This is a genomic window from Curtobacterium sp. MCJR17_055 (genome assembly GCF_003224335.1).
GTDB lineage: Bacteria > Actinomycetota > Actinomycetes > Actinomycetales > Microbacteriaceae > Curtobacterium.
Map to the genome: position 1 here is coordinate 1 of NZ_QKLF01000003.1, position 15,503 is coordinate 15,503.

17 protein-coding genes and 3 tRNA genes are annotated in these 15,503 nt (G+C 71.6%); 16 read left to right on the top strand and 4 right to left on the bottom strand.

Translation table 11 applies throughout. The features are described 5' to 3' along the window. Nucleotides 1-227: 227 nt before the first annotated feature. From gltX to DEJ16_RS07535, 5 genes are all read left to right on the top strand, one after another. A complete protein-coding gene (gene gltX / locus DEJ16_RS07515; protein ID WP_110826117.1) occupies nucleotides 228-1,715 on the top strand; it encodes a glutamate--tRNA ligase in 1,488 nt (495 codons plus the stop codon). 5 nt (nucleotides 1,716-1,720) lie between these two features. Then, nucleotides 1,721-2,644, top strand: a complete 924-nt coding sequence (locus DEJ16_RS07520; RefSeq protein ID WP_375232118.1) for an NAD(P)/FAD-dependent oxidoreductase — start codon at nucleotides 1,721-1,723, stop codon at nucleotides 2,642-2,644. 44 nt (nucleotides 2,645-2,688) lie between these two features. Continuing rightward, a tRNA-Gln gene (locus DEJ16_RS07525) sits at nucleotides 2,689-2,763 on the top strand. Between the two features lie 184 nt (nucleotides 2,764-2,947). Then, the gene (locus tag DEJ16_RS07530) at nucleotides 2,948-3,238 is read left to right on the top strand and encodes a zinc ribbon domain-containing protein (RefSeq protein ID WP_110826119.1); all 291 of its coding nucleotides are present in this window, start codon (nucleotides 2,948-2,950) and stop codon (nucleotides 3,236-3,238) included. 109 nt (nucleotides 3,239-3,347) lie between these two features. Further along, nucleotides 3,348-3,980: an MBL fold metallo-hydrolase gene (locus tag DEJ16_RS07535; protein ID WP_110826120.1), complete on the top strand. Its 633-nt coding sequence runs from the start codon at nucleotides 3,348-3,350 to the stop codon at nucleotides 3,978-3,980. Here DEJ16_RS07535 and DEJ16_RS07540 read toward each other — a convergent pair. After that, complete coding sequence (locus tag DEJ16_RS07540) at nucleotides 3,917-4,792, bottom strand: DUF72 domain-containing protein (protein WP_110826121.1); 876 nt, start codon at nucleotides 4,790-4,792, stop codon at nucleotides 3,917-3,919. The genes DEJ16_RS07535 and DEJ16_RS07540 overlap by 64 nt on opposite strands. Nucleotides 4,793-4,895: 103 nt before the next feature. Here DEJ16_RS07540 and DEJ16_RS07545 point away from each other — a divergent pair. From DEJ16_RS07545 to DEJ16_RS07565, 5 genes are all read left to right on the top strand, one after another. Further along, a tRNA-Glu gene (locus tag DEJ16_RS07545) sits at nucleotides 4,896-4,971 on the top strand. 33 nt (nucleotides 4,972-5,004) lie between these two features. Then, a tRNA-Glu gene (locus DEJ16_RS07550) sits at nucleotides 5,005-5,080 on the top strand. Nucleotides 5,081-5,171: 91 nt separating this feature from the next. Next, nucleotides 5,172-5,636 carry a CrcB family protein gene (locus DEJ16_RS07555; protein WP_110826122.1) on the top strand — a complete coding sequence of 155 codons (465 nt, stop codon included), beginning with the start codon at nucleotides 5,172-5,174 and terminating at the stop codon, nucleotides 5,634-5,636. After that, nucleotides 5,633-6,007 (top strand): fluoride efflux transporter CrcB, encoded by a 375-nt coding sequence (gene crcB / locus DEJ16_RS07560; RefSeq protein WP_110826123.1) that lies wholly within the window; start codon nucleotides 5,633-5,635, stop codon nucleotides 6,005-6,007. Before DEJ16_RS07555 ends, crcB begins: the two co-directional genes overlap by 4 nt. After that, nucleotides 6,004-6,606: a histidine phosphatase family protein gene (locus DEJ16_RS07565; protein WP_110826124.1), complete on the top strand. Its 603-nt coding sequence runs from the start codon at nucleotides 6,004-6,006 to the stop codon at nucleotides 6,604-6,606. Before crcB ends, DEJ16_RS07565 begins: the two co-directional genes overlap by 4 nt. A gap of 44 nt (nucleotides 6,607-6,650) precedes the next feature. Here DEJ16_RS07565 and DEJ16_RS07570 read toward each other — a convergent pair whose 3' ends face one another. Further along, entirely contained in the window at nucleotides 6,651-7,088 is a 438-nt protein-coding gene (locus tag DEJ16_RS07570; protein ID WP_110826125.1) for a GNAT family N-acetyltransferase, read from the bottom strand. Nucleotides 7,089-7,188: 100 nt separating this feature from the next. Next, nucleotides 7,189-8,256, bottom strand: coding sequence for an FUSC family protein (locus tag DEJ16_RS07575; RefSeq protein ID WP_110826126.1), 1,068 nt, complete (start codon nucleotides 8,254-8,256; stop codon nucleotides 7,189-7,191). A gap of 145 nt (nucleotides 8,257-8,401) precedes the next feature. On the opposite strand from DEJ16_RS07575, the gene leuC reads away from it, so the two are divergent. The 6 genes from leuC to DEJ16_RS07605 all read left to right on the top strand — a co-directional run bounded on the left by leuC (nucleotide 8,402) and on the right by DEJ16_RS07605 (nucleotide 14,990). Continuing rightward, on the top strand, nucleotides 8,402-9,853 hold the full coding sequence (leuC, locus tag DEJ16_RS07580; protein WP_110826127.1) for a 3-isopropylmalate dehydratase large subunit: 1,452 nt from the start codon (nucleotides 8,402-8,404) through the stop codon (nucleotides 9,851-9,853). Beyond that, nucleotides 9,853-10,449 carry a 3-isopropylmalate dehydratase small subunit gene (gene leuD, locus DEJ16_RS07585; protein ID WP_110826128.1) on the top strand — a complete coding sequence of 199 codons (597 nt, stop codon included), beginning with the start codon at nucleotides 9,853-9,855 and terminating at the stop codon, nucleotides 10,447-10,449. Before leuC ends, leuD begins: the two co-directional genes overlap by 1 nt. After that, complete coding sequence (gene murA / locus DEJ16_RS07590) at nucleotides 10,449-11,816, top strand: UDP-N-acetylglucosamine 1-carboxyvinyltransferase (protein ID WP_110826129.1); 1,368 nt, start codon at nucleotides 10,449-10,451, stop codon at nucleotides 11,814-11,816. Before leuD ends, murA begins: the two co-directional genes overlap by 1 nt. Before the next feature lie 46 nt (nucleotides 11,817-11,862). Continuing rightward, on the top strand, nucleotides 11,863-12,693 hold the full coding sequence (locus DEJ16_RS07595; protein WP_258365868.1) for a 1-acyl-sn-glycerol-3-phosphate acyltransferase: 831 nt from the start codon (nucleotides 11,863-11,865) through the stop codon (nucleotides 12,691-12,693). 106 nt (nucleotides 12,694-12,799) lie between these two features. Continuing rightward, on the top strand, nucleotides 12,800-13,813 hold the full coding sequence (locus DEJ16_RS07600; RefSeq protein ID WP_110826158.1) for an NAD(P)H-dependent glycerol-3-phosphate dehydrogenase: 1,014 nt from the start codon (nucleotides 12,800-12,802) through the stop codon (nucleotides 13,811-13,813). A gap of 31 nt (nucleotides 13,814-13,844) precedes the next feature. Beyond that, nucleotides 13,845-14,990: a D-alanine--D-alanine ligase family protein gene (locus DEJ16_RS07605; RefSeq protein WP_110826130.1), complete on the top strand. Its 1,146-nt coding sequence runs from the start codon at nucleotides 13,845-13,847 to the stop codon at nucleotides 14,988-14,990. 12 nt (nucleotides 14,991-15,002) lie between these two features. On the opposite strand, the gene DEJ16_RS07610 is transcribed toward DEJ16_RS07605, so the two are convergent. Next, entirely contained in the window at nucleotides 15,003-15,485 is a 483-nt protein-coding gene (locus DEJ16_RS07610) for a DUF3515 family protein (RefSeq protein ID WP_110826131.1), read from the bottom strand. Between the last annotated feature and the right edge of the window lie 18 nt (nucleotides 15,486-15,503).

Here is a 15,503-nt window from a genome sequence, read left to right on the forward strand (position 1 = left end):
CCGGAAGCTAAGCCTCTCAGCGCCGATGGTACTGCAAGGGGGACCTTGTGGGAGAGTAGGACGCCGCCGGACTTCTTTTCACAGAACGATCGAGCCCCTGACCGGGGTGAGCAGCAACGCTCACCCCGGCCAGGGGCTCTTTCGCGTCCCCAGCCGCATCCTCGACGCAGGGGCGTCGCCCCCGACACCGATCGGCAGGGGAGCGCCACGGTAGGATCGACGGCGTCATGACAGCGCCATTCTCCTCAGCCACCGGTTCCGACGTCCGCGTCCGGTTCTGCCCGTCGCCCACCGGAACGCCGCACGTCGGCCTCGTCCGTACCGCCCTGTTCAACTGGGCGTACGCGCGGCACACGGGCGGCAAGCTCGTGTTCCGCATCGAGGACACCGACGCCGCTCGGGACAGCGAGGAGTCGTACGGTCAGATCATCGAGGCGCTCCGCTGGTTGCGGCTCGACTGGGACGAGGGCGTCGAGGTCGGTGGCCCCCACGGCCCGTACCGGCAGTCGGAGCGCACGGACGTCTACGTCGACGCGATCGCGCGGCTCAAGGACGCCGGCCACGTGTACGAGTCCTTCGTGACGCCCGAGGAGATGGAAGCGCGGAACCGCGCGAACGGGCGAGACCCGAAGCAGGGGTACGACAACCACGAGCGCGACCTCAGCGACGCCGAGCGTCAGGCCTTCCGCGACGAGGGCCGAGAGCCGGCGCTGCGTCTGCGTGTGCCCGACCGTGACCTGGGCTTCCAGGACCTGGTGCGTGGCGCCATCACCTTCCCGCAGGGTTCGTTCCCGGATTTCGTCGTGGTCCGGCCGAACGGCAAGCCGCTGTACACGTTCACGAACCCGCTCGACGACGCGCTGATGGGGATCACCCACGTCCTCCGCGGGGAGGACCTGCTCTCCTCGACGCCGCGGCAGATCGCACTGTACGAGGCGCTCCACGAGATCGGGATGGCCGACTTCATCCCGCAGTTCGGGCACCTGCCCTACGTCATGGGGGAGGGCAACAAGAAGCTCTCGAAGCGGGACCCGGAGTCGAACCTGTTCCACCACCGGTCGAACGGGATGGTGCCGGAGGGGCTCGTCAACTACCTCGCGCTGCTCGGCTGGTCGATCGGTCCCGACCGTGACGTGTTCTCGGTCGACGAGATGACCGCCGCGTTCGAGGTCACCGACGTGAACCCGAACCCGGCACGGTTCGACCACAAGAAGGCCGAGTCGATCAACGGCGACCACATCCGTCTGCTCGACGCGGCGGACTTCCGCGAGCGTCTCAAGCAGTACCTGACCGCGTACCTCGACGAGCCGGCGACACGGGAGCAGGAGCGTGTCCTCGCCCTCGCGGCACCGCTCGTGCAGGAGCGCATGCAGCTGCTGAGCGAGGCGCCTGCGATGCTCGGCTTCCTGTTCACGTCGGACGCGGACCTCGTGGTGGAGGACGACGCCCTCGCCTCGCTCAAGGGTGACCCCGTGCCCGTCCTGCAGGCCGGCATCGAGGCGCTCGACGCGCTCGGGGACTGGGAGACCACGGCCATCGAGCAGGCGCTGCGTGCGGCGTTGATCGACGGACTCGGGCTCAAGCCCCGTGTCGCCTTCGGTCCGCTGCGCGTCGCGGTGTCCGGGCGACGGATCAGCCCGCCGCTCTTCGAGTCGATGGAGATCCTCGGCAAGGCGTCGACGCTCGCGCGACTGCGCTCCCTCGCGGCCCGCTGACGGCCGTGTACGACGTCGTCGTGGTCGGCGCGGGTCCCGCGGGGCTCAGCGCCGCGCTGAACCTGGTGCGGGCCAAGCGGACCGTCCTGCTCGTCGACGCCAACCGGCCCCGGAACGCGGCGACCCTCCGGTCGCACGGGTTCATCACACGGGACGGCATCTCGCCCCTCGAGCTCCGACGGCTCGGTCGCGAGGAGGTCGCCGGGTACCCGGAGGCCACGGTCACGCAGGCCGTCGTCGACCGCCTCTGGCGCGACGGTGACGTCTGGCGGGTGCACGGCAGCTGGCGGGGGACGGACGTGGACGCCGCTGCGCGCGCGGTCGTCCTCGCCACGGGTCTCCGTGAGGCGTTCCCCGCGCTGCCGTCGCTCCGCGCGTTCTACGGCACCGACGTGCACAGCTGTGTGGAGTGCGACGCCTACGACAAGGCCGGGCAACCGCTGGCCTTCATCTGCGAGACGGACGACGTCGTCGACCGCGCGCTGCTCGTCGGCGCGTGGACGGACGACCTGGTGGTGTACACGAACGGCGTGGCGCCGGTGACCGGCGAGGGTCGCACGCGGCTCGAACGCGCGGGCATCCGTGTCGACGCCCGACCGCTGGCCGACCTCGAGGGCGACCGCGACGGGATGACGGGTGTGCGGCTCGCGGACGGGCACGTCGAACCGCGCTCGGGCGCCTTCGTCCGCCCGGTGTGGCACGCGGACCTCGACTGGGTCGACGCCGACCTCGACCGGGACGAGCAGGGCCTGGTGCGGGTGGACCGGCTCGGTCGGACCGGCGCACCCGGGCTGTACGCGGTGGGAGACATCACGCCGCCGGGACCGCAACAGCTCATCGTCGCGGCCGGTCACGGGGCGTCGACGGCCGCTGCGGTGCACCGCGACCTGGTGGGTGGTCTCGAAGACCTCCGGGATGCTGTACAGTAGTTGATCGTGCCCCGGACAACGGGGCGCAGGACCGCAGGGTCCGATGGGGTATGGTGTAATTGGCAACACAGCGGTTTCTGGTACCGTCGTTCTTGGTTCGAGTCCAGGTACCCCAGCCAGCAACGTGATCGAAGGCCCCCGGGAAACCGGGGGCCTTCGTCGTTCCCGGGCTCAGCCGCGTGTTCGATCCGCCCGTCCACACCACGACCGGCCCATCATGGGCGGAACAGCACGCGCCACGCCCGAACGCCGACGACGTCGTCGGCGGCGGCGTCCGGCGACCGACCACCGACAGGGGACGTCATGATCATCTTCGGCAGCCGCACCAGGAGCGCCCTCGCCGGCGTCCTCTTCTTCGCCTGTGCCCTCTGCGGATCGACCGCCGCGCAGCGCCTGCACCGCCTCCGCACCTGGTTCACGCTCTTCTTCGTGCCCGTGTTCCCCTTCGGACACGGCCGCTACGTGCTCCAGTGCTCGTACTGTGGCGGACAGTCCGCCATGCCCCGCGACGGCGCGGAACGCTTCATCGCCGACGCCGAGCACGCCCAGGCCGCACACGCCGCCCAGGAGACCCTGCCGCCGGACGCCCGGTAGGGACCGGGCCGGGCGTCCGCCGGACAACCGGTGACGCGGGGAGCCGGGAGTCCGTCGGCCCGGCGACGGGCCGGACCCTGCGCGTGCAGGGCGGCGTACGCTCGTCGCCATGTTGGTCACGAAGCTCGAGCACGCGTGCCTCGTCGTCGAGGAGGACGGCGCCCGTCTGGTCATCGACCCCGGCGCCTTCACCCGCCCCGTCGAGGTGACGGGCGTGGTCGCCGTCGTCGTCACCCACGAGCACCCGGACCACGGCACCGCCGAGCAGGTGGCCGGCATCCTCGAGCGCAACCCGGGCATCCCCGTGTTCGGCCCAGCCGGTGTCGCCACGGCGCTGGCCGAGGTCGTCGCCGTGGACGTGGTGACCGCGGGGGAGGCCCGGACCGTCGGGCCGTTCTCCCTCACCTTCCACGGGACGCGACACCAGCTCATCCACTCGTCCGTCCCGGTGGTCGACAACACCGGGGTGTTCGTCAACGGGCTGCTGTTCCACCCCGGCGACGCCTACATCGACCCGGGCGTGCCGGTGGAGCTCTTCGCGACGCCCGTCGGCGCACCGTGGCTCAAGATCGGTGAGCTCATGGACCACCTGGCAGCGGTGGCACCGCGACGCGCCGTCCCGATCCACGAGGCCACGCTCTCGGACATCGGGCTCGCCGGGCACACCGACCGGATCCGTCAGGTCGTCGAACCCGCGGGCGAGGTCGTCTCGCTGGCGCCGGGGGAGTCGCTCCGGGTCTGAGGGCGGCCGACGAGCCGGGCGAGGCCGAGTGCGTCCCAGGGGGCGTGCCGTTCCGCGTCGTTGTCGAAGAAGACCCACACGTCACGGCCCGCCTCGTCGTGGCGGCGGACGGTGTTGGCCCAGTCCGCCAGGGCCTCCGGTGGGTAGCCGTCGTGGTACGTGTGCGGCGCTCCGTGCAGACGGAGGTACGCCAGGGGCGCGTCCGTGTCGTGGACGAACCGGGGGAAGTCCCCGGCGTGTGAGTCCACGAGCGCGACCCGGTGCCGGCGGAGCACCGCGAGGTGCTCGGGCGTGACGGCGTCCGGCGACCGGACCTCGAGCGCGTGGTCGATCCGCAGCCTGGCGTGCTCCGTCGTCGTGGCGGGCTCGGCGACCTTGGCGTCGTGCCCGGTGGCGAGCGTGGCGGCGTCACCGTGCGAGCGGGGCAGGGCCGCCAGGAACGCGTCGAGGACCTCCGGCGTGGGCACGACCTGCTCGGGCAGCTGCCAGAGCACCGGACCGAGGGCCGGACCGAGCTCGAGCGGACCGGAGGCGAAGAAGTTCGCCAGCGCGGTGTCCACGTTCCGGAGCCGCAGCATGTGTGTGAGGTAGCGGCCGCCCTTGAGTGCGAACCGGAAGCCCTCCGGGACGGCCGCCCGCCAGGCGCGGTACCGGGACGGACGCTGCAACGAGTAGAAGGAGCCGTTGACCTCGACGGCCGGGAACCGATCACCGACGTGCTCGAGCCAGCGTCGTCTCGCGAGGCCCTCCGGGTAGAAGTCGCCGCGCCACGAGTCGTACTGCCAGCCGGACAGGCCGATGCGCACCGTCATCGACCCACCGTATGCCCCGGTCGGCCCGGCGACACACCGGGACGGACGGGCTCGTTTTGGTGCTCGCTCACACCCTGTGCCATACTTGTCGAGTTGTCGGAACGGCCCCATCGTACAGTGGCCTAGTACGCCGCCCTCTCACGGCGGTAACGCGGGTTCGAATCCCGCTGGGGTCACCACGAGTGACACACTCCGAACCGACACATCGCCGCGGCCCCATCGTATAGCGGCCTAGTACGCTGCCCTCTCACGGCGGTAACGCGGGTTCGAATCCCGCTGGGGTCACCAGCACGAAGGCCCCCACCCGTCCGGGTGGGGGCCTTCGTCGTCCCGCCCGGCAGCGGGTGCAGCCGGGGTGCGAGTGGGCAGGAGACGACGGATGGACGGACGACCGGCGGGACCGCCGCCGCACCTGCGCGCCGGACTCATCGCGTTGGTCGCCCTCGGTGGAGCACTCGGCACCGCGGTCCGGGCCGTGCTCGCCGCCGTGCTGCCGCCCGTCGACGGCATCAGCTGGACGATCCTCGCGATCAACGTCGCCGGGGCGTTCTGTCTCGGTCTGCTGCTCGAGCACCTCGCACTGACCGGCCCCGACGTCGGACGTCGGCGCACCGTCCGGCTGTTCGTGGGGACCGGCGTGCTCGGTGGCTTCACGACCTACAGCGCGCTGGCGGACGACACCGCTCGGCTCATCGACGTCGGGCGCTGGGGGGCCGGCGCCGGTTCCGCGCTGCTGACCGTGCTGCTCGGCCTCGCCGCGGTGGTCGCCGGGACCGCCCTCGCCGCGGGGCTCCGGCGGCGAGCCACGGCGTCGGCAGGGCCGGGGACGGGGCCGGCGCGGTGACGGCCGTGGGACTCCTGCTCGTCGCGGCGGGTGGCGGTGTCGGAGCCGCGCTGCGGTTCGTCCTGGACGGACTGGTGAAGGCGCGGGTGCGGCGGTTCCCGCTCGGCACGGTGCTCGTCAACGTCACCGGGTCGTTCGTCCTCGGACTCGTCACGGGGCTCGGTGGAGCCGGGACGATCGCAGTCCCGATGGTCACCGTGCTCGGGACGGGCATGATGGGTGGGTACACGACGTTCTCGACGGCGAGCGTCGAGACCGTGCAGCTCCTCCGATCCGGCAAGACCCGGCTCGCCGTCCTCAACGGCCTCGGCATGCTCGTCGTCTCGGTCGGCGCTGCTGCGCTCGGCCTCTGGCTCGGAAGGAACTCATGACCTCGGAACGCCCCGGCGAACTCGTCCTCGTCCGTCACGGAGAGACGGAGTGGTCGAAGAGCGGGCAGCACACCGGCCGCACGGACATCCCCCTCACGGCGAACGGGGAGGCCCAGGCGGAGCGTGCCGCCCGGTACCTCGCCGACCGCGAGTTCGCGTTGGCACTGTCCAGCCCACTGACACGTGCGCGCGAGACCGCCCGCATCATCGGCGTCGACCCGGAACTCGACGAGGACCTGTACGAGTGGGACTACGGCGCCTACGAGGGCCTCACGACGCCGCAGATCAAGGTGCAGCGGCACGGCCCGTGGGACCTGTGGACCGACGGGGTCCCGGCCGGTGACACCCCCGGCGAGAACGCTGCCGAGGTCCGGGTCCGCGTGGAACGGGTCATCAACCGGGCGCGGCCCGTCCTGGCCGAGGGACACGACGCGATCGTCGTCGCCCACGGCCACGTCCTCCGCGCCCTCGGTGCGGCCTGGATCCGGCTCGCCCCGCAGGACGGTGCCGTGCTCAAGCTCGGGACGGCGACGGTCAGCACCCTCGGCTACGAGCACGGCCGCCCGGTCATCGACGCCTGGAACATCGAGCCGCGCTGAGCACGGCCGACGGCGAGCAGCCGACCGCGCGCAGCGGTCCGCGCTCAGCCGTCCGTGCCGAGGACGACCGCCATGCCGAGGCTCGGCGCCACGTCCTCGAACCCGAGTGACCGGTAGAGGCGCTGCCCGGGCGGGTCCCCGATGAGCGAGACGTAGGCGCCTTCCGGGGCCCGCTCGCGCACGTCCGCGACGAGCCACTCGACGACGGCCCGTCCGAGCCCACGACGCTGGTGCCCGGGGTCGGTGGCGATGTCGACGACGTGGAAGTACCACCCGCCGTCGCCGATGACCCGCCCCATCGCGACCGGTCTCCCGTCCTCGTCGACGACGTGACACGCCGACCACGCGCCGTCGATCGCCGGCGCGCCCTGCTCGGCCGTCACCGGTGTCAAGCCGGAGTCACGTCGGAGGCGCAGGTAGTCCTCGAGCGGCGGTGCGGTGGGCAGCAGCGTGTAGGTCCCGGGCGTGGCGATGTCGTCCATGCGCCCATCGTGCCGCACGCGCCCGGCGTGCCGGACGTCCGGACCTGCCCTGCGCCGTTCGGGAGGCCCGGTACGGGACCGTCGGGACGACCGCGGTCCGTCAGACGGTCCGGATGCTGCTGGTCGCACCGAGCGGGCGGCCGCGCCGCCGCTCGACCGCACGCCCGACGGCGAGGAGCACGAGGCTCACCAGCGCGCCGAGGAGGGTCTGGCCGATCCGGTCGAGTGCGAGGAGCGTCGGCGCTTCGGGCACGCTGAGCCACGAGACCGCGAGGGCGAGCGGGGTGAGGAACAGCAGGCAGACGGCGTAGTTCCGGGCGACGAACACCTCGGCCCCGAACTGTCCGACGACCGCGATCACGACGATCCACCAGGCCGAGGGCTCGAGCAGCAGGATCCCGACCGCGATCACCGTGCCGCCGACCGTGCCCACGACGCGCTGGACCGCGCGCGAGACGGTGTGCCGCTGCCGGAGCGCGGGCAGCGTCGACACGACGGCGATGACCGCCCAGTACGGGTGCCCGAGGCCGGGCAGTGCCTCGGCGAGGGCACCGGCAGCGAGTGCACCGACGACGTTGAGGGCGACCGTCTCCCAGAGGGCCGAGGTCCGGAGGACCGCGAGGGAACGGTGCTTGCGGTCCGCGAGCGGGCGGAAGCGGTGCGGCGCGTGCGGGTGCAGGACCAGCCGGAACGCGGCGCCGGACATCGCGACGAGCCACGCCCAGGCCACCGCGCAGAGGATGACCGTCGCCACGAGGGGCAGGTCGGACGGACGCACGGGCACGAGCGCGGACACCACGAAGGCGAACACCGGGAAGATCGGCTGTGCCGGGATCGCCCGGAGTGCCGTCAGTGTGCCGACCGCGCCGACGATGACGACGACGAGCCCGACTCCCTGCAGCCAGAGCGGCGCGCCGAGGAGGGCGACGGCGATGCCCGCCGCCATGCACACGACCTGCATCGCGCCGGCGACCCCGGTCGTCACGGCGCGCTGTCGGTAGGGCTCGGTCGCGCCGAAGATCGCCGTGAACCCGGCGAACACCGCGAAGGCGGCGTACTGCGGCAGGCCGAGCGCGATGAGGAGTGCCAGCGGCACCCCACCGGCGATCGCGGCGCGGGCCGCGCCCTCGAGGTTGGTGGTGCGGGTCGAGTGCGCGGGCGTCGTCATGTCCCCGCCATCCTCTCACCGCGACGGGTGTCGGGGACCGCGGGGCGGGCCTCCCGGGCGTCGTCGCGATTGGTATACCAAGCTGCTACCATGCTCGGACGACGCCGTGACAGCGGGGTCGGAACGCGGATGAGGAGGCACGGGCATGGGCAGGACGCTCGCCGAGAAGGTGTGGGACGACCACGTCGTCGTCAAGGGTGAGGACGGCAACCCGGACCTCCTCTACATCGACCTCCACCTGGTGCACGAGGTGACGAGCCCGCAGGCCTTCGACGGCCTGCGGCAGGCCGGTCGTCCGGTGCGACGCCTGGACCTCACCATCGCCACCGAGGACCACAACACCCCGACGCTCGCCATCGACCGGCCGATCGCGGACCCGACCAGCCGCACGCAGATCGAGACGCTCCGCCGCAACTGCGAGGAGTTCGGCGTCCGCCTGCACTCGCTGGGCGACAAGGAGCAGGGGATCGTGCACGTGGTCGGTCCGCAGCTCGGACTGACGATGCCCGGCATCACGGTCGTCTGCGGGGACTCGCACACCTCGACGCACGGGGCCTTCGGCGCCATGGCGTTCGGCATCGGCACGAGCGAGGTCGAGCACGTCCTCGCCACGCAGACGCTGCCGCTCAAGCCCTTCAAGACGATGGCGGTGACCGTCGAGGGCACGCTGCGCCCGGGCGTCACGGCGAAGGACATCATCCTGGCGGTCATCGCGCAGATCGGCACCGGCGGCGGACAGGGCTACGTGCTCGAGTACCGCGGCTCCGCGATCCGGGCGCTCTCCATGGAGGGCCGCATGACGATCTGCAACATGTCGATCGAGGCCGGTGCCCGTGCGGGCATGGTCGCCCCCGACCAGACCACGTACGACTACGTCCAGGGCCGCGACCACGCCCCGACGGGCGCCGACTGGGACGAGGCCGTCGCGTACTGGGACACCCTCGCGACCGACGACGACGCCGTGTTCGACGCCGAGGTCTTCATCGACGCGGACGCCCTCGAGCCCTTCGTCACCTGGGGGACGAACCCCGGTCAGGGCGTCTCGCTGTCCGACTCGGTCCCGTCGCCGTCCGACTTCACCGACCCGAACGACCAGGCCGCGGCCTCCCGAGCCCTCGAGTACATGGACATCGCCGCCGGGACGCCGATGAAGGACATCGCCGTCGACGCCGTGTTCATGGGCTCGTGCACCAACTCCCGCATCGAGGACCTGCGCGCCTTCGCGTCGGTCATCCGCGGGCGTCAGAAGGCGCCGGGCGTGCGGGTGATGGTCGTGCCGGGGTCCGCCCGGGTGCGCCTGGAGGCCGAGGCCGAGGGCCTGGACCGGGTGTTCACCGAGTTCGGTGCGGAGTGGCGCTTCGCCGGCTGCTCGATGTGCCTCGGCATGAACCCGGACCAGCTCGCGCCGGGGGAGCGCTGTGCCTCGACCTCGAACCGCAACTTCGAGGGGCGGCAGGGCAAGGGCGGCCGGACCCACCTGGTCTCGCCGCTCGTGGCCGCGGCGACCGCTGTCCGCGGAACGCTGTCGAGCCCGTGGGACCTGGAAGAGGACGACGCCCGCCTGGCCGTGCCGGCGACGGCTGGAGGGAACAACTGATGGAGAAGATCGGCACCGTCACCGGGATCGCGGCACCGCTGAAGCGGTCGAACGTCGACACCGACCAGATCATCCCCGCGGTCTACCTCAAGCGGGTCACGAAGACCGGGTTCGAGGACGCGCTGTTCTCCGGTTGGCGCCAGGACCCCGACTTCGTGCTCAACCAGCCCGCCTACCAGGGCGCGAAGGTCCTGGTCGCCGGCCCGGACTTCGGCACCGGGTCCTCCCGCGAGCACGCAGTGTGGGCGCTGCGCGACTTCGGGTTCCGCGTGGTCGTCTCACCCCGTTTCGCGGACATCTTCAAGGGCAACGCCGGCAAGCAGGGACTGGTCACCGCGATGGTGTCCGAGCCCGAGATCGAGCGGATGTGGGCGGCGATCGAGGCCCAGCCCGGGATCGAGGCGACCGTCGACCTGGCGACACAGCGCGTGTCGATCGGCGACATGGACGTGGCTTTCGAGATCGACGCTTACACTCGTTGGCGGTTGATGGAAGGGCTCGACGACATCGGGCTCACCCTCCGTGACGAGACCTCGATCACGGAGTTCGAATCCCGCCGCTCCCGTTGGCGGCCGAAGACATTGCCGGTGAAGTAGTGAACTCTCTCGTACAGGACGCAGCAGCTGCAGGGGCGCGCGTCGGGTTGAAGTCGGACGAGATCGTCATCCGGGGCGGCAAGCCGCTCGTGGGACGCATCGAGGTCCGCGGTGCGAAGAACCTGGCGACCAAGGCCATGGTCGCTGCGCTCCTCGGCGACACCCCGTCGATCCTCAAGGACGTCCCGGACATCTCCGACGTCAAGGTCGTGCGCGGCCTGCTCGAGGTGCACGGTGTCCGCGTGACGGACCCCGCCCGTGGCGAGCTCATCCTCGACCCCTCGCGCGTGGAGTCGGCGCACTTCGCCGAGATCGACGCGCACGCCGGCTCGAGCCGGATCCCGATCCTGTTCTGCGGTCCGCTGCTGCACAAGCTCGGCGAGGCGTTCATCCCCGACCTCGGCGGCTGCCGCATCGGCGACCGCCCGATCGACTTCCACCTCGACGCACTGCGCGCCATGGGTGCCGTCGTCGACAAGCAGGTCTCGGGCATCCACATCACGGCCCCGAACGGCCTCAAGGGCGCGAACATCGAGCTCCCCTACCCGAGCGTCGGCGCGACCGAGCAGGTCCTGCTCTCGTCCGTCCTCGCCGAGGGCACCACCGAGCTGCGGAACGCCGCGATCGAGCCCGAGATCATGGACCTCATCGCGATCCTGCAGAAGATGGGCGCGATCGTCACGGTCGAACCGAGCCGCACGATCTTCATCGAAGGCGTCAAGTCGCTCCGCGGCTACACGCACCGTGCGATCAACGACCGCAACGAGGCCGCGAGCTGGGCCTCCGCCGCGCTGGCGACCAACGGCGACATCTTCGTCGAGGGCGCCAAGCAGCAGGAGCTCATGACGTTCCTCAACGTCTTCCGGAAGGTCGGCGGCGGGTTCGACATCCAGGAGGACGGCATCCGGTTCTACCGCGAGCTCGACGTCCTCAAGCCCGTCGTCATCGAGACCGACGTGCACCCCGGCTTCATGACCGACTGGCAGCAGCCCCTCGTCGTCGCGCTCACGCAGGCCGAGGGCCAGAGCGTCGTGCACGAGACCGTCTACGAGAACCGCTTCGGCTTCACCGACGCGCTCAACGAGATGGGTGCCGACATCGTCGTGCACAAGGAGGGCCTGCCCGGCCACGACCGTCGCGTCGCCCGTCGTCCCTTCGAGCAGGCCGCGGTCATCACCGGCCCGACCAAGCTGCACGGCGCGAACGTCCGCGTCCCGGACCTCCGCGGCGGCTTCAGCCACCTCATCGCGGCACTGACCGCGGAGGGCGAGTCGCACATCACGAACGTCGGCATCATCAGCCGCGGGTACGAGCACTTCATCCCGAAGCTCCGCAAGCTCGGCGCGGACTTCGACTTCGCCGGCTGACGTGGCGGAGCAGCACGACCACGGCGGCACCGGTGACGGTGCCGCCGTGGCACGACCGACGACCGGGCCCGACGCGCTGGAACTGCCACAGGTGGGACGACCCGGAGAGGTCCGCACGGGCCTCCCGGTCCCCGGTCGGCGGTGGCGACGCGGCGAGCTGAACCGGGCCTTCCGGATCACCGGGTCCGTCGTGATCCCGACCATCCGGTTCGCCTCCGGCTACCGCTGGCACGGCCCGAACCGGTTGCCGGAGGAGGGGGCGTTCGTCCTCGCCCCGAACCACTACACGAACATCGACCCGCTCGTCGTCGGGACGACCGTGTGGCTGCACCGTCGATCGCCGCGGTTCCTCGCGAAGGCGTCGCTGTTCCGCGTGCCGGTGTTCGGCAAGCTCATGAGCGGTATGGGGCAGATCCCCGTCGAGCGCAACGGCCGGACCCGCCTGAACGACCCGCTGAAGGGCGGCAAGGGACTCGTGTCGAACGGCGGCGCAGTCATCGTCTACCCCGAGGGCACGCTCACCCGTGACCCGGACCTGTGGCCGATGCGCGGCAAGACCGGGGCGGCGCGGATCGCCCTCGAGAACGACGTCCCGCTCATCCCGATGGCCCACTGGGGCACGCAGCGGATCATGGCGCGGTACGGCAAGAAGCTCCGCCTGTTCCCGCCGGCGAAGGTCGACATCGTCTACGGCGAGCCGCTCGACCTGTCGCGGTGGCGTGGGAAGCCGGTCGACCAGCAAGCCCTCACCGAGGTGACCGCGCTGCTCATGGAGCGCATCACCGCGCTGCTCGAGGGCCTCCGCGGTGAGCAGGCGCCCGCCGAGCGCTGGGACCCGACCGCGAACAAGCAGAAGGAGACCGGCAAGTTTGAGTGACGCAGCCGACCGGACCAGCGCGCCCGGCCTCCGCCCGCACGACGACCACCCGGACCCCTCCGTCGCAGCCCGCGGCGCCGTGGACACCGCCGCGATCCGCGTCGTCATGCAGTCGACCGACAAGCCACGGGTCGCCGTGATCGGTGCCGGCAGCTGGGGGACCACGTTCGCCAAGGTGCTCGCCGAGGGCGGGGCCGAGACCGTGCTCTGGGCCCGGCGTCCCGAGGTCGCGCGGGAGATCACCGAGACGAAGCGGAACTCGGAGTACCTGCCCGGCATCAACCTGCCGCGGACCCTCACCGCGTCGACGTCGCTGGCAGCGGTGCTGTCCGGTGCCGAGCAGGTCTACGTGTCGGTGCCGTCGCAGACGCTGCGCTCGAACCTCGCCGCCATCCGCGAACTCCTGCCCGCGGATGTGCCCGTCGTGAGCCTCATGAAGGGCGTGGAGAAGGCGACCGGCCTGCGGATGAGCGAGGTGCTCCTCGACGGCCTCGGCATCGACCAGGACCGCATCGCCGTCGCGAGCGGACCGAACCTGGCGCTCGAGATCGCCCGCCGGCAGCCCACCGCGGCCGTCGTGTCGTCGTCCAGTGCGGACACCGCGACCGCCGTGGCAGCCGTGGCGACGAACCCGTACTTCCGCTCCTTCATCAACACCGACGTGATCGGCACCGAGTTCGGTGGGGTCCTCAAGAACCTCATCGCGGTGGCGATCGGCATCGTCGACGGTGTCGGGTACGGCGAGAACACCAAGGCGTCGATCATCACCCGCGGCCTCGCCGAGATGACCGAGTTCGCGGTGTCGCTCGGCGCGCAGCCGTCGACGCTGTCCGGTCTCGCGGGCCTCGGCGACCTCATCGCCACCTGCCAGTCGCCGCTGTCGCGCAACAACACCGCCGGGCGCCTGCTCGGGCAGGGGTACCGGTTCGACGAGGTCGTGCGGCAGATGAACCAGACCGCGGAGGGCCTGGCCTCGGTCGCGCCCATCCTCGAGCTGGCCCGGGCGAACGGCGTCGACATGCCCATCGTCGGACAGGTGGGCGAGGTCCTCGCCGGTAGGCTCGATCCGCGCAACATCGCGCCGCACCTCACGGAGACCGACGAGCCCCAGGGCGAGTGACCGGTCCCGGTACCCACCGCTTGGAGCGTCCATGAGCAGCACCGCGCCCGCATCCGAACCGACCGACGCCGAGCGCACGCCGAGCGGCACCGACGAGCGGACCACCGTCGCCGTGCTCTTCGGTGGCCGGTCGAGCGAGCACGAGATCAGCTGCGTGACCGCCGGCGGCATCATGGACGTCGTCGACCGCGACCGGTACGACCTGCTGCCGATCGGCATCACGAAGGACGGGGCGTTCACGCTCCAGGCGGACGACCCGTCGGTCTGGGCACTCCGGGGTCAGGAGCTCCCGACCGTGCCGGACAACGGCACCCGCGTCCGTTTCCCGCTCTCCGGCGACTCCCGTGGGTTCTCCGTCGAACTGCCGGACGGCTCGGTCGAGTCGCTCGGGGACGTCGACGTCGTCTTCCCGATCCTGCACGGACCCTTCGGCGAGGACGGCACCGTCCAGGGCCTGCTCGAGACCGCCGGCCTGCCCTACGTCGGCGACGGCGTCCTGGCGAGCGCCCTGGCCATGGACAAGCACGTCGCGAAGGCGGTCCTCGAGCACGCCGGGCTCCGGGTCGCCCCGTGGACGACGGTGCTCCGTCGGCAGTGGCAGGCCGATCCGGTCGACGTCGCCGAGACCGTCGCCGCGCACGGCTTCCCGCTGTTCGTGAAGCCCGCACGCGCCGGGTCGAGCATGGGCGTCTCGCGCGTCGACGACCCCGCTCAGCTCGGTGCGGCGATGGACCTCGCCTTCGAGCACGACAGCAAGGTCATCGTCGAGCCGCGGGTCGTCGGCCGCGAGGTCGAGGTCGCCGTGCTCGAGGGTCGTGACGGCGTGCCGCGGACGAGCCTGCCCGGGGAGATCGTCGTCGCCGAGGACGGCTTCTACGACTTCGCCGCCAAGTACCTGGGCGGTGACGAGCAGCTGCTGTGCCCGGCCCCGCTCACCGAGGCGGAGACCGACGAGATCCGTTCCGTCGGAGCGCGTGCCTTCGAGGCGATCGGCGGCGCCGGGCTGGCCCGTGTGGACTGCTTCCTGACGGACGACGGCTTCGTCGTGAACGAGGTCAACACCATGCCGGGGTTCACCCCGTTCTCGATGTACCCGCGCTGCTGGGCGGCGTCGGGGCTGCCCTACCCGGAACTCGTCGCGGAGCTCATCGAGTTGGGACGCGCCGCGGTCCGCTGAGGACCGTCCGGGTCAGTCGACGTCCTGCGGGTCGAGGCAGCGGTGGCCGTCCTCCGGCAGCCGTGACACGGCGTCACCGAGGTCCTGCAGGGCGTCGCCCGTCGCGCGGGAGGTGTCGATGACGACCTGGACCGCGGGGGACCGGCCGAACGTCGTGTAGACGACCTCCTTCCCCCGGTCGTCGCGGATCCAGTCCACGGAGCCCTGCGAGAAGCACGGCAGGTCGGAGACGGTCGGCACGGCGACACCGCAGTGGTAGAGCACGGCGGAGGGGGACCCCCACGCCGCCGTGGCCTGTGCGGAGGTGTTGCGGAGCGCCAGGGTGTCGTTGACGACCGCGGGCAGGCGGACCTGGGCATCGGCACACGCGGCCGCGTCCGCTGCGGGAGCGGGCTCCATGCGGACCGCGTTCGTGCAGCCGGACAGCCCGGCCACGACCGCCGCCGCGGCGAGCACGGTGGCGATGATGCGGGGTCCTCGGCGCGCGGTGTCCATCGGCGTCCAGGCTACCGT